The 24,082-nt window shown below is 64.1% G+C and carries 28 protein-coding genes; 16 read left to right on the plus strand and 12 right to left on the minus strand.

From position 1 onward, the window contains the following. The first annotated feature begins 32 nt into the window (after nt 1–32). Nucleotides 33–353, plus strand: coding sequence for a thioredoxin (gene trxA, locus EKE94_RS11080; protein WP_127906665.1), 321 nt, complete (start codon nt 33–35; stop codon nt 351–353). A gap of 78 nt (nt 354–431) precedes the next feature. Here trxA and EKE94_RS11085 read toward each other — a convergent pair whose 3' ends face one another. Next, a complete protein-coding gene (locus tag EKE94_RS11085; protein WP_127906666.1) occupies nt 432–938 on the minus strand; it encodes a MarR family winged helix-turn-helix transcriptional regulator in 507 nt (168 codons plus the stop codon). A 74-nt stretch (nt 939–1,012) separates the two neighbouring features. Between EKE94_RS11085 and EKE94_RS11090 the strand changes: the two genes are divergently transcribed. Then, nucleotides 1,013–1,372, plus strand: coding sequence for a DUF1428 domain-containing protein (locus EKE94_RS11090; RefSeq protein WP_127906667.1), 360 nt, complete (start codon nt 1,013–1,015; stop codon nt 1,370–1,372). 58 nt (nt 1,373–1,430) lie between these two features. Here EKE94_RS11090 and EKE94_RS11095 read toward each other — a convergent pair whose 3' ends face one another. Next, the gene (locus EKE94_RS11095; protein ID WP_127906668.1) at nt 1,431–2,348 is read right to left on the minus strand and encodes a hypothetical protein; all 918 of its coding nucleotides are present in this window, start codon (nt 2,346–2,348) and stop codon (nt 1,431–1,433) included. A 99-nt stretch (nt 2,349–2,447) separates the two neighbouring features. On the opposite strand from EKE94_RS11095, the gene hslV reads away from it, so the two are divergent. The 3 genes from hslV (at nt 2,448) to EKE94_RS11110 (ending at nt 5,841) form a co-directional block, all read left to right on the plus strand. Then, complete coding sequence (hslV, locus tag EKE94_RS11100; RefSeq protein WP_127906669.1) at nt 2,448–3,005, plus strand: ATP-dependent protease subunit HslV; 558 nt, start codon at nt 2,448–2,450, stop codon at nt 3,003–3,005. 39 nt (nt 3,006–3,044) lie between these two features. After that, complete coding sequence (gene hslU, locus EKE94_RS11105; RefSeq protein ID WP_127906670.1) at nt 3,045–4,355, plus strand: ATP-dependent protease ATPase subunit HslU; 1,311 nt, start codon at nt 3,045–3,047, stop codon at nt 4,353–4,355. A gap of 244 nt (nt 4,356–4,599) precedes the next feature. Continuing rightward, nucleotides 4,600–5,841 (plus strand): MFS transporter, encoded by a 1,242-nt coding sequence (locus tag EKE94_RS11110; RefSeq protein WP_127906671.1) that lies wholly within the window; start codon nt 4,600–4,602, stop codon nt 5,839–5,841. Here EKE94_RS11110 and EKE94_RS11115 read toward each other — a convergent pair. The 3 genes from EKE94_RS11115 to EKE94_RS11125 are packed head-to-tail and all read right to left on the minus strand — an operon-like array spanning nt 5,809 to nt 8,103. Then, nucleotides 5,809–6,405, minus strand: coding sequence for a Smr/MutS family protein (locus EKE94_RS11115; protein WP_127906672.1), 597 nt, complete (start codon nt 6,403–6,405; stop codon nt 5,809–5,811). The two genes, EKE94_RS11110 and EKE94_RS11115, sit on opposite strands and share 33 nt — an antisense overlap. Further along, a complete protein-coding gene (gene mltA / locus EKE94_RS11120; RefSeq protein ID WP_127906673.1) occupies nt 6,402–7,436 on the minus strand; it encodes a murein transglycosylase A in 1,035 nt (344 codons plus the stop codon). The genes EKE94_RS11115 and mltA overlap by 4 nt, the downstream gene beginning before the upstream one ends. 1 nt (nt 7,437) lies before the next feature. Continuing rightward, nucleotides 7,438–8,103 carry a Tim44/TimA family putative adaptor protein gene (locus EKE94_RS11125; RefSeq protein WP_127906674.1) on the minus strand — a complete coding sequence of 222 codons (666 nt, stop codon included), beginning with the start codon at nt 8,101–8,103 and terminating at the stop codon, nt 7,438–7,440. Between the two features lie 111 nt (nt 8,104–8,214). On the opposite strand from EKE94_RS11125, the gene EKE94_RS11130 reads away from it, so the two are divergent. Both EKE94_RS11130 and secB read left to right on the plus strand, forming a co-directional pair. Next, on the plus strand, nt 8,215–8,706 hold the full coding sequence (locus EKE94_RS11130; RefSeq protein ID WP_127906675.1) for an FxsA family protein: 492 nt from the start codon (nt 8,215–8,217) through the stop codon (nt 8,704–8,706). A 102-nt stretch (nt 8,707–8,808) separates the two neighbouring features. Continuing rightward, on the plus strand, nt 8,809–9,321 hold the full coding sequence (gene secB / locus EKE94_RS11135) for a protein-export chaperone SecB (RefSeq protein ID WP_127906676.1): 513 nt from the start codon (nt 8,809–8,811) through the stop codon (nt 9,319–9,321). Nucleotides 9,322–9,341: 20 nt separating this feature from the next. Here the strand turns inward: secB and dnaQ are convergent, their stop codons facing one another. The 4 genes from dnaQ to EKE94_RS11155 are packed head-to-tail and all read right to left on the minus strand — an operon-like array spanning nt 9,342 to nt 12,049. Next, nucleotides 9,342–10,034: a DNA polymerase III subunit epsilon gene (gene dnaQ / locus EKE94_RS11140; RefSeq protein WP_127906677.1), complete on the minus strand. Its 693-nt coding sequence runs from the start codon at nt 10,032–10,034 to the stop codon at nt 9,342–9,344. Further along, entirely contained in the window at nt 10,027–10,626 is a 600-nt protein-coding gene (coaE, locus tag EKE94_RS11145; RefSeq protein ID WP_127906678.1) for a dephospho-CoA kinase, read from the minus strand. The genes dnaQ and coaE overlap by 8 nt, the downstream gene beginning before the upstream one ends. Beyond that, complete coding sequence (locus EKE94_RS11150) at nt 10,623–11,456, minus strand: shikimate dehydrogenase (protein WP_127906679.1); 834 nt, start codon at nt 11,454–11,456, stop codon at nt 10,623–10,625. The genes coaE and EKE94_RS11150 overlap by 4 nt, the downstream gene beginning before the upstream one ends. Continuing rightward, nucleotides 11,453–12,049, minus strand: a complete 597-nt coding sequence (locus EKE94_RS11155; protein WP_127906680.1) for a Maf family protein — start codon at nt 12,047–12,049, stop codon at nt 11,453–11,455. Before EKE94_RS11155 ends, EKE94_RS11150 begins: the two co-directional genes overlap by 4 nt. A 410-nt stretch (nt 12,050–12,459) precedes the next feature. Here EKE94_RS11155 and hemJ point away from each other — a divergent pair, with 410 nt between their 5' ends. The 7 genes from hemJ (at nt 12,460) to EKE94_RS11195 (ending at nt 19,778) form a co-directional block, all read left to right on the plus strand. After that, the gene (hemJ, locus tag EKE94_RS11165; protein ID WP_127906681.1) at nt 12,460–12,912 is read left to right on the plus strand and encodes a protoporphyrinogen oxidase HemJ; all 453 of its coding nucleotides are present in this window, start codon (nt 12,460–12,462) and stop codon (nt 12,910–12,912) included. A gap of 115 nt (nt 12,913–13,027) precedes the next feature. After that, complete coding sequence (gene rho / locus EKE94_RS11170; RefSeq protein WP_127906682.1) at nt 13,028–14,299, plus strand: transcription termination factor Rho; 1,272 nt, start codon at nt 13,028–13,030, stop codon at nt 14,297–14,299. An 18-nt stretch (nt 14,300–14,317) separates the two neighbouring features. Continuing rightward, a complete protein-coding gene (gene mnmE, locus EKE94_RS11175) occupies nt 14,318–15,604 on the plus strand; it encodes a tRNA uridine-5-carboxymethylaminomethyl(34) synthesis GTPase MnmE (RefSeq protein ID WP_127906683.1) in 1,287 nt (428 codons plus the stop codon). A gap of 11 nt (nt 15,605–15,615) precedes the next feature. Next, nucleotides 15,616–17,481 carry a tRNA uridine-5-carboxymethylaminomethyl(34) synthesis enzyme MnmG gene (gene mnmG, locus EKE94_RS11180; RefSeq protein ID WP_127906684.1) on the plus strand — a complete coding sequence of 622 codons (1,866 nt, stop codon included), beginning with the start codon at nt 15,616–15,618 and terminating at the stop codon, nt 17,479–17,481. Beyond that, entirely contained in the window at nt 17,478–18,083 is a 606-nt protein-coding gene (gene rsmG / locus EKE94_RS11185; protein WP_127906685.1) for a 16S rRNA (guanine(527)-N(7))-methyltransferase RsmG, read from the plus strand. The genes mnmG and rsmG overlap by 4 nt, the downstream gene beginning before the upstream one ends. A gap of 1 nt (nt 18,084) precedes the next feature. After that, nucleotides 18,085–18,876 (plus strand): ParA family protein, encoded by a 792-nt coding sequence (locus EKE94_RS11190; protein ID WP_206615061.1) that lies wholly within the window; start codon nt 18,085–18,087, stop codon nt 18,874–18,876. After that, a complete protein-coding gene (locus tag EKE94_RS11195) occupies nt 18,876–19,778 on the plus strand; it encodes a ParB/RepB/Spo0J family partition protein (RefSeq protein ID WP_127906687.1) in 903 nt (300 codons plus the stop codon). The genes EKE94_RS11190 and EKE94_RS11195 overlap by 1 nt, the downstream gene beginning before the upstream one ends. On the opposite strand, the gene hemW is transcribed toward EKE94_RS11195, so the two are convergent. Genes hemW through rph form a run of 3 tightly spaced genes read right to left on the minus strand, consistent with a single transcriptional unit; the run spans nt 19,768 to nt 22,233 of the window. Further along, on the minus strand, nt 19,768–20,973 hold the full coding sequence (gene hemW, locus EKE94_RS11200; RefSeq protein WP_127906688.1) for a radical SAM family heme chaperone HemW: 1,206 nt from the start codon (nt 20,971–20,973) through the stop codon (nt 19,768–19,770). The genes EKE94_RS11195 and hemW overlap by 11 nt on opposite strands. Further along, nucleotides 20,918–21,526, minus strand: coding sequence for an RdgB/HAM1 family non-canonical purine NTP pyrophosphatase (rdgB, locus tag EKE94_RS11205; RefSeq protein WP_127906689.1), 609 nt, complete (start codon nt 21,524–21,526; stop codon nt 20,918–20,920). Before rdgB ends, hemW begins: the two co-directional genes overlap by 56 nt. Then, a complete protein-coding gene (gene rph, locus EKE94_RS11210) occupies nt 21,523–22,233 on the minus strand; it encodes a ribonuclease PH (protein WP_127906690.1) in 711 nt (236 codons plus the stop codon). Before rph ends, rdgB begins: the two co-directional genes overlap by 4 nt. 118 nt (nt 22,234–22,351) lie before the next feature. On the opposite strand from rph, the gene hrcA reads away from it, so the two are divergent. Further along, nucleotides 22,352–23,416 (plus strand): heat-inducible transcriptional repressor HrcA, encoded by a 1,065-nt coding sequence (gene hrcA, locus EKE94_RS11215; protein WP_127906691.1) that lies wholly within the window; start codon nt 22,352–22,354, stop codon nt 23,414–23,416. Between the two features lie 12 nt (nt 23,417–23,428). Continuing rightward, nucleotides 23,429–24,082: a nucleotide exchange factor GrpE gene (locus EKE94_RS11220; protein WP_127906692.1), complete on the plus strand. Its 654-nt coding sequence runs from the start codon at nt 23,429–23,431 to the stop codon at nt 24,080–24,082.

A 24,082-nucleotide genomic window follows, 5' to 3' on the forward strand; every position in this document is an offset into this window, starting at 1 on the left:
CCGATCCCGATATCCTGGTAAGGAGAGATCCCATGGCCACCGTCCCCGTCACGGACGACACGTTCGACGCCGAAGTGAAACAGTCCGACATCCCCGTCGTGGTGGATTTCTGGGCCGAGTGGTGCGGACCCTGCAAACAGATCGGCCCGGCCCTCGAAGAGCTGAGCGAGGCCTATGACGGCCGCGTCAAGATCGTGAAGGTCAACGTCGACGAGAACCCCAACGCGCCCGCGCAGATGGGCGTTCGGGGCATCCCGGCGCTGTTCATGTTCAAGGGCGGCGAAGTCGTCTCGAACAAGGTCGGCGCGGCGCCCAAGGCCGCGCTGCAAAGCTGGATCGACTCCGAGATCTGAGCCACCCCGTCAGGTGGATCGCTGCGGCCGCTTCCCGTCCCCGGGGGCGGCCGTTGTCGTGCGTGGGATCCGCGGGCGTCAGCCTTGCGGGTCTTCGCCGGCCCCAGCCGCTGCCCCTGTGCCGGTCCCTGCCCCCGTTCGCAGCGCGGCAAGCCCGTCCCGCAGGGTATCGGCCTTGCCATCCAGCGCGGCTTCGATCCGGGACTGTTCCGCCTGCCAGATCGGCACGGCGCGGGCGAGCAGTACCTGACCCGCCTCGGTCAACTGCAGGCGCCGGATCCGCCGGTCCTGGTCGTCGCGGGTAACCCGGACCAGCCCGCGCCGCTCCAGCGGCTTGAGATTGGCGGTCAGGGTCGTGCGGTCCAGCGCCAGAAGCTGCGCGACCTCTCCCAAACCCGGCGCCTCGGGCCGGTTCAGGGACATCAGCAGAGAAAACTGACCACTTTTCAGGTCGAGCGGACGAAATGCTTCGTCAAACCGGCGCGCGATCGCCCGCGCGGCGCGCAAGGTGTGCAGGCACAGGCAGTGATCGCGCACATGCAGGGTGGTGTCGTAGCCGACGCCCGAAACGGATTGTGTTGACATGGGGTCAGTATAAAAGTTGATATCAACTTATCAACCCCGACCCAACGTCATGTCTGCCCCGAGGAGCGCCCCCCATGTCCTATTTCGAGAACTTCATTGCCGCCGTACAGATCGCCAACCGCGAGCTTTATCGCGACCATGCCATGCAGGCGTCCGAGATCTTTCTGCGCCATGGCGCCCTGCGTGTCATAGAATGCTGGGCCGACGATATTGCGCATGGCGAGGTCACGGATTTCTATCGCGCGGTGCAGGCAAAGGAGGATGAAACCGTCGTCGTGTCCTGGATCGAATGGCCCGATCGCGATACCCGGAACGCCGGCATGAAGAAGGTGTTCGAAGATATGCCGGACGAGATGATGGAGATGCCTTTCGACGGCAGGCGCATCGTCCACGGCGGGTTCGAGACGCTGGTCGACGTCGCCCCCGGCAAGTGACGGGTGCCGCCTGCGCCCGTGCAAACCCGGGCGCTGCGGCCCTGCCGTGGCGTCCCGGTCAGAACACCCAGCCGCGGCGGCGCACCTCGGCGATGATCTGCGCCTCGGCCGTGTCGTCGCCGGCGTTGATCGTGGTCTCCTTCAGAAACCAGTAGAGGTAGCGGGCATAGTCCGGCCGCATCGATGCGGCCCTCTGAAACGCCTCGGCCACGCCCAGGTCGGCCACGTTGGCGGCGATGTGGTGAAAATCGATCAGCCCGAACAGCACCGCGGGTTTTTCGAAGAAGTATCCCGACAGCGCGACCGAGGAGTTCTGCGTCACCACCATGTCGCAGTTCTGCAGAAGCGGCAGCATCGGCCCGCGTTCGATACTGAGCCGCGGGTTCACCGCCGCGATCTGGTCCAGCGCGGCCAGATCCTCGGCGTCGTAGTCCTCTTTCGGGTGCAGACCCGCGCGGACCGGCCGCGACCCGGTGGCCGCGAGGGTTTCGCCCAGCATCTCGATCGGGCTCATTGACTGGAACGACCGGTGATCGCGCAGGCGGCCCTGCAGCGGGACGTAGACGTAACCCCCTGCGGGCGACGGACCGGCCGCCTCGGGGAACTGGCGATTGCGGGCGCGCCGCACGAACAGTGCCGCGGCTTCGGGGTCGATGGCGCGGGGGTCGAAACGGGCCTTCGCCACGTCCCATTCCCAACGCTTGGCCGACGCCTCGATCCGCCAGAAGGGGAAGTAATAGGCCAGCCGCATCGTCAGCGCGCGGGGATGGAACGGGTCGTCCATGTGAAACAGGGCATAGCCGGGCTCGGCCGCGGACTGCAGGCGGGCGGCGTCGGTGTTCAGCACGAACTCGACCTCGAAGCGGTGACGTTCGAAGGCCGCGCGGATCCGGTTCGAGAAATTGTGCCGCCCCGCACGCGCCCGGTCGCGCAGGTGTGCGTCGTAGAAGATGCGTAGCTTTCGCGGCGTGCTCATACGCGCCCGTTAGCCGGTTCGGGCCCCGCGACCAAGGGCAATGGTTGGCATCCGGGCCTTCGGGCTCCATATGTCCCCCCGACAAGCAAGGAGTGGCCGATGGCTTCGGAAGATTTTCCCGGCTGGCACGGGACCACGATCGTGGGCGTGCGCAAGGGAGGCAAGGTTGTGATCGCGGGCGACGGGCAGGTGACCCTGGGCCAGACCGTGATCAAGGGCACCGCGCGCAAGGTGCGGCGGCTGGCGCCCGGCGGATCCGAGATCGTGGCAGGCTTTGCCGGATCGACGGCGGACGCCTTCGCGCTGCTGGAACGGTTGGAGACCAAGCTGGAATCGACCCCGGGACAGCTGCAGCGCGCCGCGGTCGAACTGGCCAAGGACTGGCGCACCGACAAGTACCTGCAGAAGCTTGAGGCGATGCTGATCGTCAGCGACGGGCAGGAGTTGTACGTCATCACCGGCGCGGGCGACGTGCTGGAGCCCGAACATGACGTGACCGCGATCGGGTCGGGCGGCAACTACGCCCTCGCCGCGGCCCGCGCGCTGATGGACACCGACATGTCGGCCGAGGATATCGCGCGCCGGGCCATGGCGATCGCCGCGGACATCTGCGTCTATACCAACGGCAACCTGACGGTCGAGGAGATCGGCGGCTAAGGCGCCCGCCATCCCCTCCCTTCAGTTCCAGGAGATCCCATGACAGACCTGACCCCCCGCGAAATCGTGAGCGAGCTCGACCGTTTCATCATCGGGCAGAGCGACGCCAAGCGCGCCGTGGCCGTGGCCCTGCGCAACCGCTGGCGGCGCAAGCAGCTGGGCGCCGACCTGCGCGACGAGGTGTATCCCAAGAACATCCTGATGATCGGCCCCACCGGCGTCGGCAAAACCGAGATTTCGCGCCGCCTGGCAAAGCTGGCCCGCGCGCCCTTCATCAAGATCGAGGCGACGAAGTTCACCGAGGTCGGCTATGTCGGCCGCGATGTCGAGCAGATCATCCGTGACCTGGTCGAACAATCGATCACCATGACGCGCGAACATATGCGCGAGGACGTGAAATCCCGTGCGCAGAAGAACGCCGAAGAGCGCGTGCTGGAGGCCATCGCCGGCGAAGGCGCCCGCGACCAGACCCGCGACATGTTCCGCAAGAAGCTGCGCAACGGCGAACTTGACGACACGGTGATCGAGCTCGAGGTTTCCGACACCTCGAACCCTCTGGGCATGATGGAGATTCCGGGCATGCCGCCGGGGCAGGGCGCGGGCGGCATGAACCTGGGCGATATCTTCGGCAAGGCGTTCCAGGGCCGTACCACGCGCAAGAAGATGACCGTGTCGGAAAGCTACGACATCCTGTTGGGCGAAGAGGCCGACAAGCTTCTGGACGACGAGACCGTGAACAAGGCCGCGCTGGAAGCGGTGCAGGAAAACGGGATCGTCTTCCTCGACGAAATCGACAAGGTCTGCGCGCGGCAGGATGCCCGCGGCGGCGAGGTCAGCCGCGAAGGCGTGCAGCGCGACCTGCTGCCGCTGATCGAGGGCACGACGGTGTCGACCAAGTACGGGCAGGTCAAGACCGACCACATCCTGTTCATCGCGTCGGGCGCCTTCCACATCGCCAAGCCCTCGGACCTTTTGCCCGAGCTGCAGGGCCGCCTGCCGATCCGGGTGGAGCTGCGCGCGTTGACCGAAGGCGACTTCGTCCGCATCCTGACCGAGACCGACAATGCCCTGACCCGGCAGTATTCGGCCCTGATGAAGACCGAAGGGGTCGAGGTCGGGTTCACCGACGACGGCATCGCCGCGCTGGCCCGTATCGCGGCCGAGGTGAACGGCAATGTCGAGAATATCGGCGCGCGGCGCCTCTACACCGTGATCGAACGGGTGTTCGAAGAGCTGAGCTTTCACGCCCCGGACCGCACGGGCGAGACGGTGACGGTCGACGCCGATTTCGTCGAGAAGAACCTTGGCGAATTGTCGCGCTCGACTGACATGAGCCGCTACGTGCTCTGACCTCCGCCACCCGCTACCACACCGCATCCGCCCCCGCAGAGCCCTGCGGGGGCGTTTTCGTTGGACCGGCCGGCACTGCCCCCGACGCCACGTGACGGGGGCGGCCCGGGTTCCGGGCGATCGCGCCCGGCGGTGCCCCGACTGCGACGGCAGACCGAGACGTGGCATGGCGGGCGCGGTGCGCGGGAGACAGGGAGGCCAGCGGGGCTTTCCTTTTCCGCGCGACAGGCAGAAGACGGCGCACATGACCTTTTTCGCCTTCCTGCGCGCCAACGCCCCCTTTCTTGCCGCCGGGGCGCTGCTGACCTTTGCTTCGAGCTTCGGTCAGACCTTCTTCATCTCGATCTTCGCGGGCGAGATCCGCGCGGCGTTCGACCTCTCCCATGGTGCTTGGGGCACGATCTATGCCATGGGCACCACGGCCTCGGCCCTGGCGATGGTCTGGACCGGCCTGCTGATCGACCGGTTCCGTGTCCGGGTGCTGGGCGCCGGCGTTCTGGTCTGCCTGTCACTTGCCTGCCTCGGGATGGCCGCGATGCCGGTGGTTTGGCTGCTGCCGCTGGGCATCTTCGCGCTGCGGCTCTTCGGGCAGGGCATGTGCATGCTGATCGCGACCGTCGCGATGGCACGCTGGTTCATCGCCGCGCGGGGGCGGGCGCTGTCGATCGCGATCATGGGGGTCGAGGTCGGGTCGGCCGTGCTGCCCCTGGCCTTCGTGGCGCTGATGGACGTCGTCTCTTGGCGCATGCTCTGGGTGCTGGCCGCCCTGATGGCGCTGTGCTTGGTGCCGCTCCTCCTGCCCCTGCTCAGGCTCGAGCGGACGCCGCAGGCGGTCGCGCAGGACACGCAGGCGGTGGGGATGCTGGGCCGGCAATGGCATCGGCGCGACATGTTGCGGCACTGGCTGTTCTGGCTGCTGATCCCGTCGCTTCTGGCGCCGTCGGCGTTTTCCACCGCGATGTTCTTCCAGCAGGTGCATCTGGCCGAGGTGAAGGGATGGGATCACATCGCCTTCGTCGCGCTGATCCCTGTCTTCACGCTGGGGTCGGTCGTGGCGATGCTGGTGTCAGGCTGGCTGATCGACAGGCTGGGCACGGCCCGGTTGATGCCGCTCTACCAGATCCCCCTGGCGCTGGCGTTCTTCATCATGAGCGGGGCCGAAAGCCTGGTGTCGGCGGGCATTGCCATGGCCCTGCTGGGCATGACGCAGGGTGCCAACTCCACCGTCCCGAACGCGTTCTGGGCCGAGTTCTTCGGCACCCGTCACCTGGGCGGGATCCGGTCGCTGGCGACAGCGGTGCTGGTCTTCGGCACGGCCCTCGGACCCGCGCTGACCGGGGCTTTGATCGACGCGGGGATCGTGTTCCCCGACCAGATGGTGGGGATCGGCCTTTACGTTCTGGCCGCCGCCGTCCTGACCGGCATCGCCGTGATCCGCGCGAAACCGCTGCTTTCAGCGCCGGAGATACACGTAGTACGCCCCTAGGCCGCCATGGCTGCGGTGGGCTTCGGATATCTGAAGCACCGCGCCGCGCAGGCCGGGGCTGCGCAGCCATTGCGGCACCTGATGGCGCAGAACCCCGCGACGCGTAGGAATCGGCCCGCCTTCGGCCGTGTCGCGGCCCTTGCCGGTGATGACCAGCACCAGACGCTTTCCGCCCGCCCGCGCCTCGAGGATGAATCCCATCAGCCGGGGATAGGCTTCGTCCAGTGTCATGCCGTGCAGGTCGATCCGCCCCTCGACCGTCAGCTTGCCCCGTTTCATCCGCAGAAACGCCTTGCGGTCCATCGCCACCGGCGCCTGGGCCAGACGCTGTTCAAGCGGCGGCAGCACGTCGTGATGCGGGGCGGTCGCGGTTCGCCGTTCGCCCATGCGAAACTGTGGCAGCGGGTCGGGCTGCGCCGCGGGCTGGGCAGGCGTCTTGGTGGGCGTCATTGCGCCCTTCGGCTTGGGTTTTGTCCCGGCCTCGTGCAGCGGCGCCGCGGTGCGCGCCACCCGGTTCCAAAGCTCCCTTTCCTCGGGCCTGAGATCGCGACGCTTGCGGCTCATGAGCCGGGGACAAGCGCGTAGGCGGTCTGGATCGGCAGCAGCACGACGATGCGGCCCGGATCGCGGATCTGGCCGGCAGCCTTGCCCGCTTGCCGACCCGTGCCGAAGAAGATGTCGGCACGCTGGGGCCCCTTGATCGCCGAGCCCGTATCCTGTGCGATCATCAGCCGATGCAGCGGCTCGGCGCCTTCCTTCTCGATCCAGACCGGCGCACCCAGCGGCACGTAGGCCGGATCGATGGCGACGGACTGCATCGCGGTGATCGACCGGTTCATCGCCCCCAAGGGGCCCTTGTCCGCTGGCACCTCGGACACCTCGCGGAAAAACACGTAGGAGGGGTTATGATGCAGAAGCTTCAGCCCCTCTTCGCCGTTCTTCCGCACCCAGTTGCGGATCACGTCGGCCGAAACTTCGTGCGCCTCGAACTCGCCCCGCCGCACCAGTTCCTTGCCGATAGACCGATAGTCCCGCCCGTTCTTTCCGGCATAGCCCACGCGGACGAGGCTGCCGTCCTGCATGCGGATCCGGCCCGAGCCCTGGATCTGCAGGAAGAACGCATCGACCGGATCTTCGAGCCATGCGATTTCAAGATCGCGATCGGCCAACAGGGCGTCGGTCTCGATCTCGGCCCGGCTGTGCCACGGCTTGCCTGCCTCGATCTCGGGCGGAAGGGCATAGAGGGGATAGCGGAACCTGTCGTCAGGGGTGCGGGCGCCGCGCAGCTCGGGTTCGAAATACCCGGTGAACAGCCCGTCAGCGCCGTTTTCGATCAGGACGGGGCGAAAGAACGTCTCGAAAAACAGCCGCGCGTCGAAGGGGCGGGCCGCCATGGCGCAGAGTTCGGGCCACTGGGTGGCACGCATGTCGCGACAGGTGGACAGGAAGACGTCGCGCGCGGCCTCGTGGTCGGTATCCTGCCACCCAGCCAGATCGGCGAAGGGCAGGATGGAATGCGTGACCTCGGGCGCGGGCGCGGCCCCGGCGCTGGTCGCGGCAACAGCCGCGAGACATGCCGCCCGGAGCCTCCGCATCTTATTCGCCGGTTGCGACGAGATGCCAGTTCGGGTCGTCGGCGCCCATGATCCGGCCGAAGGTCCAGATATCCTTCTGGCGGCGAATCTCGGTCGGGCTGCCTTCGACGATTTCGCCCGCGCTGTTGCGCACGACCGATGTCAGTTCGCCCAGGAAGCGCACGGTAACCTCGGCCTCGGAGGTGTCGCGGTCATAATGCGCGCGCACCAGCTTGACCTCGCGCACGCCGACGAAATCGGCCTCGATCATCAGGCCCTTGGCGGCGCGTTCGGCGATCACCTCGTCGAACACCTCGGCCACGTCGGGGGCGAGGAAACCGCGGATCTCCTCCATCTCGCCACGTTCGAACCCCATCAGGATCATCTCGTAGGCGCCACGGGCGCCCTGCAAAAATTCGCTGACGGAAAACCCGGGCTCGGCCATCTTCATCGCGGCGAGCGCCTTGGCGCTTTCCGACCCGTCCTCGACATGGTCGATGATGTCGCGATCCGGTCCGCCTTCGATCACCTCGAACTCGGGTCGTCCTGCGCGCCGGTCCTCGGGGGACGCGGCCGTAAGCGGCGGTTTCTCGAAACCGTCGCGTGTGCCCAGCACGCTGCGCAGGCGCAGGATCAGGAATACGGCGATCCCTGCGAGGACAAGGAGCTGAATGGCGGCGGAACCCATGGAGACCTCTTTCACGTGGGCCGGGGGTTGGTAACCGGCTGCCCAGAAACCTATGTAGGTGAGGGGGCGCCCCAAGTCTACCGCCGCGCCCTGATACAAAGGGATAATGCCATGTGGCTTTTCGCCATCTTCGTCGCGGTTCCGCTGATCGAGATCGCGCTGTTCATCCAGGTCGGCGGCCTGATCGGGTTGTGGCCCACGCTTCTGATCGTCGTGCTGACCGCGTTCGCGGGCACCTACCTTGTGCGCACGCAGGGCGCGATGGCGATGAACCAGTTGCGCCGGTCGTTCAACGAATTGCGAGATCCGCGTGAGCCGCTCGCCCATGGCGCGATGATCCTGCTGGCGGGGGCCTTGCTGCTGACACCGGGCTTCTTCACAGACGCGACCGGCTTTCTGCTGCTGATCCCGCCGGTCCGCCGCTGGGCCTATGCGCAGATCCGGTCCCGCGTTCGGGTCGAAACGTTCAGCTATGGCCAGAGGCCGCCGCAGCCCGAACCCCACCGGCCGCACGTCGTCGATGCCGAGTACGAGGATCTGGATACGCCGAAACGTCCGACGCACCGCCCGTCCTCGGGCCCCTCGGGCTGGACCCGGCACTGACCTTCCGGGCCCCTGGGTCGCGTCCGGCACGGCCCTGCGTTGAGACCACGCGCAGGGCCTGCTAAACACCTCTCAATTCTTGAGAGTGTGAGGACACCCACAATGGCCGAAGACGAAACCACCCCCGCCGCCGAGGGCGCGAATGGTGCCGAGACGCAGGTTCAGGCGCCCAAAATGCGGATCCTGACCCAGTTCATCCGCGACATGTCCTTTGAGAACATCCTGGCCCAGAAGGGCAAGGGCGGCGATCTGAAGCCGGAGATCCAGGTTCAGGTCAATCTCGACGCGCGCAAGCGTCAGGCCGACAACCAGTACGAGGTGTCGACCAAGTTCAACATCACCTCGAAGGCGCAGGACTCGACCCTGTTCGCCCTGGAACTGGACTATGCCGGCGTGTTCGAGGTGACGAATGTCCCCGAGGCGCAGCTGCATCCCTATCTGCTGATCGAATGCCCGCGGATGATCTTTCCCTTTGTCCGCCGCATCGTCGCGGATGTCACGCGCGACGGAGGCTTCCCGCCGCTGAACCTCGACACCATCGATTTCGTCGCGCTTTACCGCCAGATGCTGACCGAACGGCAGAAGCAGCAGGCCGCGACCACGCCCGCGAACTGAAGCGGTGGTCAAGGTGGGCGTCAGCCCACCTTCTTCCACAGCGCATCGTCGCCCAGCCCCTCGACAAACGCGGCATGGGCGGCGGCCTCTTCCTCGGTCACGCGGGCGGGCAGGGGATGCGGCCGCGGCCGCGGCTTCCACGCCTCCTGGCCCTGACCTTCGCTGACGCTGCCCTGATCGTGGCTTAGCGCGAAATCCGGCTGCCGCCCCCCGATCAGTTCCAGATACACTTCGGCCAGGATTTCGGAATCGAGAAGGGCGCCGTGCAGCGTCCGGCTGGAATTGTCGATGTTGAACCGCCGGCACAACGCATCGAGAGAAGCCGGAGAGCCCGGGAACCGCTTGCGCGCGATGGCCAGCGTGTCGATCGCCTGCTCCCACGGAAGCTGACGCAGCTTGATCCACCCCAGCTCGGCATTCAGGAATTTCATGTCGAAGGCGGCGTTGTGGATCACCAGCTTGGCATCGCCCACGAAATCCAGGAACGCCTGCCCGATCTCGCGAAACACCGGCTTGTCGCGCAGGAACTCGTCGCCCAGCCCGTGCACCTCGAACGCGCCCTGCGGCATCGACCGCTCTGGGTTGATATACTGGTGGTAGGTCTTGCCGGTGGGCACGTGGTTCAAAAGCTCGACCGCACCGATTTCGACGATCCGGTCGCCGGTTTCAGGCTCGAACCCCGTGGTTTCGGTATCGAGAACGATTTCACGCAAGACCATGCTCCTTTCTGATCCGGACAAGGATATCCGCCACCTGCTGCCTTGCCCCGGCAAGCGTCAAGGTCTCGACCACGAAATCGGCGCGTCGCCGCTTTTCCGCGTCGGACAATTGCACGGCCAGGATCCGGTCAAAGGTCGCCGGGGTCATGCCCGCCCGCGCCAGGACCCGGTCGCGCTGCACCTCCGCGGGGGCTGAGACCGCGACGACATGATCCATCTCGGCGTCTCCGCCCGTTTCGAACAAAAGGGGAATATCATAGAGGATCAGCGGGGCGACGGTGTTTCCCGTGAAACACGCGCGGTCCCTGGCCACCAGCGGATGCACCACGGCCTCGATCTGCGCAAGCGCGCCGGGATCCTCGGCGATCCAGTCCTTCAACGCGGCGCGATCCACCGCACCGTCGCGAATGGCTTCGGGACGCAGCGCGGCGATGGCCTCAACCGCCGCTCCGCCCTTGGAATAGAGCCGATGAACCGCCGCATCGGCGTCCCAGACCGGCACGCCAAGGTCCCCGAACATGGCGGCAGTGGTGGATTTGCCCATGCCGATCGACCCGGTGAGACCGATCCTGACCGGCGCGCTCATTTTCCCAACGCCACCGCGCGGGCCGTATCGTCGACGACTGGCTTCGTTCCGAACCAGCGTTCGAACCCCGGGACAGCCTGGTAGAGCAGCATGCCCAGACCATCGACCGTGGTGGCGCCAAGCTCGCGCGCGCGGATCAGAAAGGCCGTGTCGAGCGGGGTGTAGACGAGGTCCGTCACGACCGTTCCGGGGGCCAGACCATCCAGCGGCACGCGAAACTCGGACTTGCCTACCATTCCCAGGGACGTGGCGTTGACCACAGTGGTCGCCTCGTCAAAGGTATTGCCGGCCTGAACCCAGTCGTAGACCGTGACGCGGGTGCCGAATTCCTGCCGCAGCGCATCGCTGCGGGCGCGGGTTCGGTTGGCCAGTCGGATCTCGGGCACGCCGGCGTCGAGAAGCGAGGTTATGACCGCCCGCGCTGCGCCGCCCGCGCCGAAGATCACCGCCGGACCGGAGCTTGGCTGCCACCCCGGCGCGCCGCGGCGCAGGTTCTCCATGAAGCCGAACCCATCGGTATTATCGGCGTAAACCTTGCCGTCGCGAAAGCTCAGCGTATTGGCCGCGCCGATCAGCGCCGCCCGGTCCGTGATCACGTCGGCGATGTCGAGGATCGCCTCCTTGTGCGGGATCGTGACATTCGCGCCGACGAACCCCATCCGGGGCAAACTGCGGATCACCTCGCGCAGGTCCGACTGCGCGACATCAAGCGGCACGTAATGTCCCCGCAATCCATTCACCCGAAGCCAGTGGCCGTGAAGCGCGGGCGAACGGCTGTGCGCGACCGGTGAGCCGATGACGCCTGCCAGGGGAATTGGATCGCTGGTCATATCTTCAGACTGCCGCGCGCCGTGAGGAAGGACAAGAGGTCGAGAAGGGGAAGACCGAGGACGGTGAAGTAATCGCCCTCGACCCGCGAGAACAGGCGCGCGCCCTCTTCCTCCAGCTTGTAGCCGCCGACGCTGTCGCCGATCCCGGGCCAGTTCCGCGCGACATACTCGGCGATATATCCTTCGCTCAGCGTTCGCATCTGCATCCGCACCACGCCGACATGGCGCCAGACCGGCTTGCCGCCCTCGTAAAGCACGGCGGCGGAGAGCAGGCTGTGACGATGTCCCGACAGCGCACGCAACTGCGCGGCGGCATCGTCGGCGGTCGGCGGTTTTCCCAGGATACGCCCGTCATGCGCCAGCACCTGGTCGCAGCCCAGCACGGGCGTGTCCGCATGGCGCTGGCCGATCTTGCGCGCCTTTGCCTCGGCCAGCGTGTCGGCCACGTCGCGCGGCGGGGCGCCTTCGGCCTCAAGCCCGGCGCGCAGGGCGTCTTCGTCGATGCGCGCGGGTTCGACGGCGATCTCCAGCCCCGCTGACCGCAACAGCTGCTGCCGGATTGCGGAGCCGGAGGCGAGGATAAGGTCGGGCATGTGCAGGCCTCTGTGGATAAACCGCGAAGGACTCAGCGGACAACGTGGGACAGATCGGGGCGGCGCGTCTGCCTGTGGGTTTTCACGGTCGCGCTGCACAGTGTCCACCCCGGATATCAACCGGTGGAGCCCAGTTTCCCGAAAATGTGGATGAAATCGATACTCCACGCCTCGCACAGAAGTTTTCCACAGAACGAAGCGCGTCCAAGATGCCGATAAGCGTCTGTTTCGCAAAATTTAATTAGGTTTTTTCCCAGTCGGTGAACGTTTCTTTCCCGTCCGTGAAGGCTGGGGAAAACTCTTGGGATGAACCCCGTAATTCACATGCCCACAGGACCAACAAACCTCTTCATCTCTTTAAATATTTCTTTAAGAGAAGGAGGTCTGTTCAAACCGCCGGGACCGACCTCATGGGACTCTTTTTTTCTTCGCTTTACCCATGGACGCTTGCGCTGCACGTCATCGCGGTGATCGCGTGGATGGCGGGGCTGTTCTACCTGCCACGCCTCTTCGTCTATCACGCAGAAGAGGTGCAGAAGACGCCCGCGCTCGATCCCCTTTTCCAGACGATGGAGCGGCGATTGCTGCGCGCGATCATGAACCCGGCGATGATCGCGGCTTGGATCTTCGGTCTTTGCCTGGTTTTCACGCCCGGATTGATCGATTGGTCGCAGATCTGGCCGTGGACCAAGGCTGCGGCGGTGCTGGCAATGACGTGGTTTCACCAATGGCTGGGCGCGCGGCGCAAGGATTTCGCCGCCGGTCGCAACACCGTGACGGGCCGCCGCTTCCGCATGATGAACGAGCTGCCGACGCTTTTGCTGATCGTCATCGTCGTGTCGGTCATCGTGCGACCGTTCTGAACCATCTTGACTCAGGGCACGGCAGTCCTTAGCTCTCGGCCGCAGCCGTCCGGCTGACATTTTCCCCGATCAAGACGACCCCGGCCGCCCGATGCGGTCGCGACAGGATATTTGCATGAGCCAAGACCGCGTGAACCTTTCGGATCTGAAAGCCCAGTCTCCGAAGGATCTGCTGGCCCTCGCCGAAGAGCTTGAGATCGAGAACGCCTCGACCATGCGCAAAGGCGACATGATGTTCTCGATCCTGAAGGAGCGGGCCGAGGAAGAGTGGGTGATCGGCGGCGACGGCGTGCTCGAGGTGCTGCAGGACGGATTCGGTTTCCTGCGCAGCCCCGAGGCGAATTATCTGCCCGGCCCGGATGATATCTACGTGTCGCCCGACATGATCCGCCAGTACGCGCTGCGCACCGGCGACACGGTCGAGGGCGTGATCCGCGCGCCGGACGAGAACGAACGTTATTTCGCGCTCGTGACGGTTGAGAAGATCAACTTCGAAGATCCCGACCGGGCGCGCCACAAGGTGGCATTTGACAACCTCACACCGCTCTATCCCGACGAGCGGCTGAACATGGAGGTCGAGGATCCGACGATCCGCGACCGGTCTGCCCGGGTGATCGATCTGGTTGCACCCATCGGCAAGGGTCAGCGGTCGCTGATCGTGGCGCCGCCGCGCACCGGCAAGACGGTTCTGCTGCAGAATATCGCCAATTCCATCGAGAAAAATCACCCCGAGTGCTATCTGATCGTCCTTTTGATCGATGAACGCCCGGAAGAGGTGACCGACATGCAGCGGTCGGTGAAGGGCGAGGTCGTGTCGTCGACCTTCGACGAACCCGCGACCCGGCACGTCGCTGTATCGGACATGGTGATCGAAAAGGCGAAACGCCTGGTCGAACACAAGCGCGACGTGGTCATCCTGCTGGATTCGATCACCCGCCTCGGCCGCGCCTTCAACACGGTCGTTCCATCCTCGGGCAAGGTGCTGACTGGCGGCGTCGATGCGAACGCGCTGCAACGGCCCAAGCGGTTCTTCGGCGCGGCCCGGAACATCGAAGAGGGCGGATCGCTGACCATCATCGCGACCGCGCTGATCGACACCGGCAGCCGCATGGACGAGGTCATCTTCGAGGAGTTCAAGGGCACCGGCAACTCCGAGATCGTGCTCGACCGCAAGGTCGCAGACAAACGTGTGTATCCGGCGATGGATGTCCTTAAGTCCGGCACGCGGAAAGAGGACCTGCTGGTCGAGAAGTCCGATCTGCAGAAGACCTACGTGCTGCGCCGCATCCTGAACCCGATGGGTACGACCGATGCGATCGAATTCCTGTTGTCGAAGCTGAAGCAGACCAAGACGAACTCGGAATTCTTCGACTCGATGAACACCTGACGTCTGCGGAGGTCGGGCATGGACACAATCTTTGCCCTTGCCACGGCACATGGGCGCGCCGGCGTTGCGGTCATCCGGGTGTCCGGGCCCGCGGCTTTTGCCGCGGCCGAGCATCTTGCCGGCCCTCTGCCCGCACCGCGCGTGGCGAGCCACCGGCGTTTACGGAACGAAGAGGGGCAAACGCTCGACGAGGGGCTGGTTCTCTGCTTTCCCGAGGGTCAGAGTTTCACCGGCGAGTCCACGGTCGAGCTGCAGATCCATGGCAGTATCGCCGCGGTGTCCGCGGTCCAGGCGGCGCTTTCGCGGCAACCCGGCCTGAGGTTGGCGGAACCTGGCGAATTCACCCGCCGCGCATTGGCCAACAACCGTATGGACCTGACCCAGGTCGAAGCCCTGGGCGACCTGATCGATGCGGAGACGGAAGTTCAGAGAAAGCTTGCGCAGGATGTGCTGGCCGGAGGGCTGCGGCGGCAGGCCCTGTCATGGCGCGACCGGCTGATCGAGGCGCTCGGCCTTATCGAAGCGACGATCGAGTTTTCGGAAGAGGATATTCCGCAGGACCTGCGCGACCGGCTCCTCGATCGGTTGACCGGGATTGCGGGGGACATGCGGCAAGAAGCCGACACGTCTATCGCGCGCGAACGCGTCCGCCAAGGGTTCGAAGTTGCGATCCTGGGGCGTCCGAACGCCGGAAAATCTACGCTTCTCAATAGGTTGGCAGGCCGTGAGGCTGCTATTACATCGCAGATTGCCGGAACGACCCGCGATGTGATCGAGGTGCGGATGGATCTCGACGGGATGGCGGTCACGCTTCTGGATACGGCAGGTCTGCGAGAGACCGAGGATACCGTCGAGCGATTGGGTATAGCGGCGGCGCGTAGCCGAGCGGAACGCGCCGATCTTCGGATCTTCCTGAAGGATAGCCTGCAGGACACTGTCGAAGATACGCTGTTCAGGGATGGTGACATCATCGCGGTCGGTAAATCTGATCTGACCGGCGATGCTGGAGCAATCTCGGGTCTGACTGGCCAGGGAATCCCCGAACTTCTGGATGAGTTGGCAAAGGTCCTGCGGGCCCGGGTGCCAGCGACCGCTGGCGCTTCGCACGGTCGGCAAAGGATTGCACTAACCTCTGGTGTGGCGCATCTGGACAGAGCGATCTCGATGTTGTCTTGCGCGGGGGAAGATGAGATTGTCTCGGACGAGATTCGGCTGGCAGCCCGGGCGCTCGACCTTCTGATGGGGAAGGTCGATGTGGAAGACGTCCTCGATTCGATCTTCTCGTCCTTTTGTATCGGGAAATAGGAGCGTTTCACGTGAAACATTCCAACTATGATGTCCTCGTGATCGGCGCCGGCCATGCCGGCACCGAAGCTGCGCACGCTGCTGCGAGAATGGGCGCGTCGGTCGCACTTGTGACGATGAAGAAGCAGGACATCGGGGTCATGTCCTGCAACCCCGCCATCGGCGGTATCGGCAAGGGGCATCTCGTCCGCGAAATCGACGCGATGGACGGCATCATGGGCCGTGTCGCCGATCAGGCTGCCATCCAGATTCGTCTTTTGAATCGCCGGAAGGGTCCGGCAGTTCAGGGACCGCGGATCCAAGCGGACCGAGCGCTGTACCAGCGCGCCATGTTGGCAGAGATGCAAGCGGCCACGAACATCGACCTGATTTATGGTGAGGTCATTGATTTCGTCCGCAACCGTCAGAATATCCTCGGCGCCCAGCTGAAGGACGGAACTGAAATTCGGGCCGCAGCTACGATCTTAACGGCCGGCACTTTCCTGCGTGGCCTCATTCATATCGGTGACCGAAAGATCACGGCCGGCCGTATTGGCGACAATGCCTCTACCGGTCTCGGCGATGCTCTGGACGGCATGGATCTGCCGATGGGACGGCTAAAAACCGGAACGCCGCCGCGTCTCGACACATCAACGATAGACTGGAAGTCACTGGAAACGCAACCGGGCGACGCCGAACCGGTGATGATGTCGTTCCTGTCGTCTGGTCCCGTCGCGACACAGGTCAATTGTGGTATCACGCACACCAACCCGCGGACGCATGAGATCATCCAGGCCAACCTCGGGCGCTCGGCCATGTATGGCGGCAGCATCAGTTCGACCGGCCCGCGCTATTGCCCGTCGATCGAGGACAAGGTTGTTCGGTTTGCAGACAAGACATCTCACCAGATCTTCCTTGAACCTGAGGGGCTGACCTCGAACGCGGTATATCCCAACGGCATTTCGACCTCTCTTCCGGAAGAGGTCCAATATGATTACGTCCATTCGATCCGCGGTTTGGAAGAGGCGGTTATCCTTCAGCCCGGCTATGCGATCGAGTATGACTATATCGATCCCCGGTGCCTAGATCTTCGCCTCGCCGTGCGCGGGTATGACGGTCTTTACTTCGCCGGGCAGATCAACGGCACTACTGGCTACGAAGAAGCTGCGGCGCAGGGATTGGTTGCAGCCCTGAATGCGGTCCAGTCCGTTCGCGGGCGGGACCCCGTCATCTTTACACGCGCGCAAAGCTATATAGGCGTCCTTCTGGATGACCTGACGACGCGGGGGGTGAGTGAGCCGTACCGGATGTTCACCTCTCGAGCTGAGTTCCGGCTTTCTCTTCGGCCGGATAACGCAGACCAGCGTCTTACGCCGCTCGGGAAGGACCTTGGTTGCGTCAAAGATGCGCGGCAGGCGGCCTTTGCAGAGAAAATGGCGCTACGCGAGGCCGCTTACACGAAGCTTAGAACCCGCAAAGTCACATCGGACGAGTTGGCGTCTCTGGATGTTCGGCGGAACGAAGGTCGGGGCACCACGGCGCTTGATCTTCTGACAATTCGTGAGGTCGAGGCGCAATCGGTCAGGACGCTGGATTCCGAGATGGGCGAAATTGATATCGCTACGATCGAGCAGATAAAGAATGAGGCGTGCTACGCCGGATACCTAGACCGTCAACAGCGAGAGATGGACACCCTTCAGCGCGACGAAGCTTTGGCAATCCCGGAAGATTTCCAGTTCGCATTGATGCGCGGCATTTCGAACGAACTCCGGGAAAAGCTGGTTCGGGTCCAGCCGCGCAGCATCGGCCAGGCCTCCCGGCTTGAGGGGATGACGCCGGCAGCGCTCGCGGTACTCCTGGCTAATGTGCGGGCAGGATCGCTTCGGCGCGCATCATGAACGACCTGACCCAGCATGTTTCACGTGAAACAGTTGAAAAGCTGCGGGCGTTCGAACGCCTCGTCCTAAAATGGTCGCCGGCCATCAATCTCATTTCCAAAAATGATCTCCCGAGCATTTGGCAGCGCCACATTCTGGACTCCTTGCAGATACTCACCCACGCTTCGGATTGGACCACTTGGACGGACATCGGCAGCGGTGGGGGGTTCCCCGGGGTCATCGTCGCCTGTGCAGCTTCGTCTAGTCAGAGCGTGACGATGATAGAAAGCGACGCGCGCAAAGCAGCCTTTCTGAGGACCGCTGTTCGCGAAATTGGGCTGCCGGCCCAGGTGATCGCCCAAAGGATCGAGGATGCGCCACCGCAGAAAGCGGATATCGTCTCGGCCCGCGCTTTGGCGCCGCTGGAGAAGCTTCTCGGGCTCTCTGTTCCCCATTTGAAAGATTCTGGAACAGCTATTTTCCTTAAGGGCAACCGGTATGAGGCGGAAATCCGCGACGCAGATGCCGCTTGGACCTTCTCCTGTGCTGTACATGACAGTAAAACCGCACCTGACGGGAAAATTCTTTTGATCGGCGATATACGCCGGCGCGGAGGCGAATAACGTGCGGATCATAGCAGTCGCCAACCAGAAGGGCGGGGTCGGAAAGACCACGACCGCGATCAACCTTGGCGCGGGGCTTGCTGCCTTGGGCAGCCGCGTCCTCTTGATCGATCTCGATCCCCAGGGGAATGCCTCGACCGGATTGGGAATCGAGCCCGAGGATCGGGAACTGACGACCTATGATCTTCTTCTCGAGGGCCGAGATCTTGCAGACGTCGTTCGGAACACGGATGTTAATAACCTCGACATTGCTCCGGCAAGCTCGGATCTTAGCTCGGTCGACATCGAGTTGGTCAAGATCGAACACCGGACACGTTTGCTGCGAAATGCCCTGAAGAAAGCGTCGGACGACGGATCCAGTTATGATTTCGTCCTGATCGATTGCCCACCGTCCCTCAGTTTGCTGACGGTCAATGCGATGATCGCGGCGAATTCGGTTCTGGTACCGCTGCAGAGCGAGTTTTTCGCCCTCGAAGGACTATCCCAATTGATGCTGACGGTTCGCCAGGTGCGTCAATCCGCGAATACGGATCTGCGGATCGAAGGTGTGGTGATGACGATGTTCGATGGGCGTAACAGGCTTGCCCAGCAGGTCGAGCAAGACGCGCGCGATACGCTAGGCGAGCTTGTTTTCCGAACCGTGGTGCCCCGGAACGTCCGCATCAGCGAGGCGCCGTCCTATGCGCAGTCGGTTCTGGATTACGACCCAAATTCAAAAGGCAGCCTTGCCTACCGGGCGCTCGCCCGCGAGATCCTTGAACGGGCAAGGCCAGAAACGGCGGAGCAGAACTGATGGCGGAGAAGAAAATGGAACGTCGCGGCCTGGGCCGCGGGCTTTCGGCGTTGATGGCCGACGTTACCCCAGAAGACCCCGAGCAGAATGGAGCCCCGCGCCGAGATATGATGGTTCCGATCGAGAACGTCGCACCCAATCCCGACCAGCCACGCCGGACATTCACCAAGGAAGCGCTGGACGAATTGTCGTCGTCGATCGCGGAAAAGGGTGTGATCCAGCCATTGATCGTGCGTCGCGATCCGCAGCGTGACGGTCATTTCCAGATTGTCGCCGGGGAACGGCGCTGGCGTGCGTCGCAGATGGCGAAACTGCACGAAATTCCGGTGATGATCCGCGAATTCACCGATGTGGAAGTGCTCGAGATCGCCATCATAGAGAACATCCAGCGCGCTGATCTGAACCCGGTCGAGGAGGCGGGCGCCTATCGTCAGCTCATGGATCGCTTCGGGCACACGCAGGAAAAGCTCGCCGAGGCGATGGGAAAGAGCCGGAGTTACATTGCCAATCTATTGCGTCTCTTGAACCTTCCTTCGGACGTTCAGGGCCTGCTGCGTGATGGGTCGTTGTCCGCCGGTCATGCCCGGGCGTTGATCACGACGGAGGATCCCAGCGCCTTGGCCCGCGACGTGGTTCAACGCGGATTGTCCGTGCGTGAGACCGAGAAGCTGGTGCGCAAGCCCAAGCCGGAGGGCAAAAGTCAGCGCCGGGCGCCGCAGGGCGAAAAGGATGCGGATACGCGGGCGCTTGAGTCCGATCTTTCCGCCAATATCGGAATGAAGGTTTCAATCGACCACCAAATGGGGACCGAGGGCGGCCAGGTCGTGATCGGGTACCAAAGCCTCGAAGAGCTGGACGATCTTTGCCGGCGGCTGACCGCCGGACAGGGCTTTACGGACTAGCCGCCAAGCGAGCGAGGATCGCATTGAGCAGCGGCCGACCTGCGGCCGTCGTGCGCAACTGGCCATCGCATTCTTCCAGAAAGCCGTTTGCCAGAAGGTCGGACAGGGCGGTTTGGTTCAGGGCCTGCGGGTTCAGGGACCCAATCCGGTTCAGAGAAATCCCCTCTGACAGTCGTAGCCCCATCAGCAAATACTCCTCTGCCTGCTCCTGCGGGCTTAGGAGTTCCGTCGTGTCCGGGGCAACGCCCGCCTCGACATCCGCAAGCCATTTGCCGGGCTGGGTCACCGCGGCTGTCGCTGTTCGTGCGGTGGTGGTGACCCGGCCATGCGCCCCCGGACCGACGCCAACGTAATCGCCATAGCGCCAGTAGATCTGGTTATGCCGCGATTCCGAACCGGGGCGGGCATGGTTGGACACCTCGTAGGCGGGCAGGCCGGCGGACAGGCACAGATCCTGCGTGATCACCCACATATCGGCGCCTAGGTCTTCATCGGGGAGACCTGGCAGACGATTGCGGGAAAAGCGGTCACCAAAGGCCGTATTGGGCTCGATCGTCAGTTGATAAACGGAGAGGTGATCGAGGTCGAAGGACAGGGCGCGCCTCAACTCCGCCTCCCACTCTCGCGCAGACTGATGCTGCCGCGCGTATATCAGATCGAAACTGACACGGTCGAAGGTGCTGCGGGCGACGTCGAAAGCCGCAAGAGCCTCGGCTGCGGTGTGAAGGCGTCCCAAGGCCCGAAGGGAGGTGTCGTCGAGCGACTGAATCCCCATCGAGACACGGTTGACGCCAGCGGCGCGGTAACCAACGAAGCGATCCGCCTCGACCGACGTGGGATTGGCCTCCAGCGTGATTTCGATGTCGTTGGAAAAATTCCACTGTCGCTGTGCGGCAGCGATGACGGCTTCGACGGTTGCAGGCTCCATCAGGCTGGGTGTGCCGCCGCCGAAGAAGATCGAAGACAGACGCCGCTCCGGGGTCAGAGCAGCATAGCGATCGATCTCAGAGACCAGTGCGCGGGCCCAGCGGGTTTGATCGACGCCGGACACGACGTGCGAATTGAAGTCGCAATAGGGGCACTTGGCCTGGCAGAACGGCCAGTGGACATAGAGACCAAAGCCCCCATTGCGCCAGTCTTCAGAAACAGGCGGCGAGGAGTTTTCCGACGGCAACGGCACGATGGCTAAGCTCATTCTTTTGGGCGGCGGACATTTCGCCCAAGGTAATGTCGAACCCCTCCGGCTGAAAGATGGGGTCGTAGCCATGGCCTTCGACGCCCCGCATCGGCCAGACGACCTGACCCTCGATGCGGCCCTCAAAGACCTCGTCATGCCCATCGGGCCAGGCCAAGACGAGGGTGCAGCAGAACCGCGCCCGCCGGGGCAGGGGGGCGTTCATAGCCTCCAGCTTTTGGTTGACCTTGGTCATCGCCATCGGGAAATCACGACCATTCGGTGTTTCGGCCCAGTCCGCGGTATAGACCCCGGGGGCACCGTTCAGCGCGTCGATCTCGATCCCGGAATCGTCGGCCAGCGCGGGCAGGCCTGTGGCGGCAACCGCAGCCCGCGCCTTTAGCCGGGCATTCTCGACAAAGGTCGTGCCGGTTTCCTCGGGCTCGGGCAGGCCGTGGTCGGCGTTCGACGTGACCGTGATGCCGCGCGGTTCGAAAAGCGCGCGCATCTCGTCCAGCTTGCCCAGATTGTGGGTCGCGATCAGAAGCGTGTCACCGTCAAACCGCCGGGTCATGCCAGAGCCGCCTTTTGCGCGTCGACCAGGGCCGCGGTTCCGGCCTCGGCCAGGGTCAGCAGCGACGACATCTCGTCACGCGAGAAGGTCGCGCCTTCGGCAGACATCTGAACCTCGATCAGCCGGGCATTCCCGGTCAGGACAAAATTGCCATCGACGCCGGCTTCGCTGTCTTCGGGGTAATCGAGGTCCAGCACCGGCTGACCTGCGTAGATCCCGCAGCTGACGGCGGCCACATGGTCCTTGATCGGATCGCTGGTCACGATTCCGGCTTTGAGAAGCTTGTTCACCGCAAGGCGCAGCGCCACCCAACCGCCGGTAATCGCGGCGCAGCGGGTGCCGCCATCGGCCTGGATCACGTCGCAGTCGATGGTGATCTGTCGTTCGCCCAGGGCCACGCGATCCACGGCAGCCCGCAGGCTGCGACCGATAAGCCGTTGGATTTCCTGTGTTCTTCCCGTCTGGCCATTCTTGGCCTCGCGCCGGCCACGGGTATGGGTGGCGCGCGGCAGCATGCCGTATTCGGCGGTGACCCAGCCCAGGCCGGTGTTCTTCAAAAACGGCGGCGGGCGATCCTCGATCGAGGCGGTGCACAGGACATGCGTATCACCGCAGCGGATCATGCAGGAGCCCTCGGCATGCCGCGTCACGCCGGTTTCGATACTGATGGACCGAAGCTGGTCCGTTTGCCGTCCCGATGGCCGCATTGTTTTTCCCTCTCGTGAAATCGCGCTCTGTAAGCCATGCACGCTATCGTCGCGCAACCCCGATTGACGCGGCCCACGTGGGCACTTTTATTCATAGGGATGGCAGGACACGCGACGCATGGATAAGGGCAACACGCTTCTCACCGAGATGAGCGACCGGTCGCGCGAAGTCTTTCGCCGCGTGGTCGAAGGTTATCTGGAGCACGGCGAACCCGTGGGGTCCCGCACGCTGACGCGGACGCTGTCCGAAAAGGTCAGTGCCGCGACGGTCCGCAACGTGATGCAGGACCTCGAATTCATGGGGCTTCTGGATTCGCCGCATACCTCCGCCGGGCGGGTGCCGACGCAGGCCGGTCTGCGGATGTTTGTCGACGGGCTTCTCGAGGTCGGCGATCTGTCCTCGCAGGATCAGGAGATGATCGACCAGACGCTGGGGCAGGACGGTTCGGGCGTGGGTGCGCTTCTGGATCGCGTGGGCTCGGCGCTGTCGGGTGTCACGCGGGGGGCGAGCCTTGTTCTGGCGCCCAAGCACGAGGCGCCGATCCGGCATATCGAGTTTGTCAGCCTTGCGCCCGACCGTGCGCTGGTCGTTCTGGTCTTTGCCGACGGGCATGTCGAAAACCGGGTGTTCCGCCCGCCCGCCGGGCAGACGCCATCGTCGATGCGCGAGGCCGCGAATTTCCTGAACGCGCTGGCCGAGGGGCGGACCGTTACCGAACTGCGCAGCCGGATCGAGCGTGAAATCACGCTGCGGCGTCGCGAACTGGACGCGCTGGCGGCCGAACTGGTCGAAAGCGGTGCGGCGATCTGGGAAAACGAGGGCCAGAGCTATGAGCGTCTGATCGTGCGCGGTCGGGCGAATCTGCTGGCTGACAAGACCCAGGTCGAAGAGGTCGAGCGGATTCGCAGTCTCTTCGACGATCTCGAGCGCAAGCGCGACATCGCGGAGTTCCTGGAACTGACCGACGAAGGCGAAGGCGTGCGCATCTTCATCGGATCCGAAAACAAGCTTTTCTCACTTTCGGGTTCCTCTTTGGTGGTCAGTCCATATATGAACGCTGACCGAAAGATCATCGGCGCTGTGGGCGTGATCGGTCCGACGCGGCTGAATTACGGACGCATCGTGCCGATTGTCGATTACACGGCGCAACTGGTCGGACGCCTTCTGTCCGACCGCGGCTAACAGGTGCGAAAGATGACGAAGTCCGAGCAACAGGATATCGAAGACGCAATTCAGGAGATCCTGCGCGACAGTGGCAAGGGCGAGGGCGCCGACCCCGCCGCCGCCGAGCAGGCCGCCGAAGCCGATGCTGCCGGCATCGAGCCCGAGCAGGGGGCCGAGCCGCAGCCCGAACCGGTTCAGCCCGGCTCGGCCGAGGCCGAGGAGCTGGTCGCGCTCAGGGCGGAACGGGACGACCTGCGCGATCGCTTCGTGCGCGCCATCGCGGACGCCGAGAACGCGCGCAAGCGGTCCGACCGCGACCGCAAGGAGGCCGAGCAATACGGCGGCTCGAAACTGTCGCGCGACCTTCTGCCCGTCTACGACAACCTCAAGCGCGCGCTCGATTCGGTGACCGACGAACAGCGCGCTGCCGCCTCGGCCCTGCTTGAAGGTGTCGAGCTGACGATGCGCGAGCTGGTGAGCATCTTCGCCAAGCACGGGATCGAGAAGATTTCGCCCGAGACCGGCGAAAAGTTCGACCCGAACATGCATCAGGCGATGTTCGAAGCCCCGGTGCCCGGCACCAACGCCGGAGAGATCATCCAGGTCATGGCCGACGGCTTCATGCTGCACGACCGCCTGTTGCGGCCCGCGCATGTCGGCGTCAGCTCCACCCCCGCGTCGTAA

Source organism: Mesobaculum littorinae (assembly GCF_004011175.1).
Lineage (GTDB): Bacteria > Pseudomonadota > Alphaproteobacteria > Rhodobacterales > Rhodobacteraceae > Tranquillimonas > Tranquillimonas littorinae.